Genomic DNA, 705 nt, shown 5'->3' on the forward strand with positions numbered 1-705 from the left:
ATTTTTGACTTGAGCAACAGAAGGAGTGGCTATCAAAAACAAACTTACCCACAACGCGAAATAGCGCGACATCGGGCTTGATGACAGCGTTTTGAACATCCACTTCTTCCTTTACTGAATACTTGATCACTAATATGTACTAAGAATTGACCAGTGAAACAAGTCCATGTTGTTGATTTGGAGATCCTACCAATCAAACAAACTATTCAACCAGTTAGATTTTTTCTCACACTGTTGTTTGATTTGACCCATTTTATCCCATACTGGAAGTTTGTAATCGCTGCGACAATTCATCTCTAAACCACCGTTGGAGGTCGGTTTAAAGCCAAGCGTCGTCACTTCTTTAGGCCAAGGCAGCTCCAAACGTTCAGGAATTCGCTGCGCCAAGTATTCCGCGTAAACACGCAATGCACCGCTTGACCCCGTAAGGTTGATTGGCTTGTTGTCATCACGGCCTAGCCAAATGGTCGTCACTTCACGGCCATCAATCCCGACAAACCAGCTATCACGAGTATCGTTACTGGTGCCCGTTTTGCCCGCCAATGCAGCCCAAGCGAATTGGCTTTGAAGATAGCGACCTGTACCTTGTGCAACACCTTGTTTCATCGCGTAAGTCGTTAGCCAAGCCGCTTGTTCATCAACCGCGCGAGAGGAGCGAGGCAACGATTGATAAAGCACGTTACCGTCCATATCGATGACGGAACG

Annotated in this window: 1 protein-coding gene; it reads right to left on the reverse strand. The window is 46.5% G+C overall.

All coding sequences use genetic code 11. From position 1 onward, the window contains the following. Nucleotides 1-186 precede the first annotated feature (186 nt). The coding region (locus R7Q46_RS27125; protein ID WP_411978778.1) for a penicillin-binding transpeptidase domain-containing protein at nt 187-705 on the reverse strand (519 nt) is incomplete at its 5' end.

This window comes from Vibrio sp. 811 (assembly GCF_033339195.1).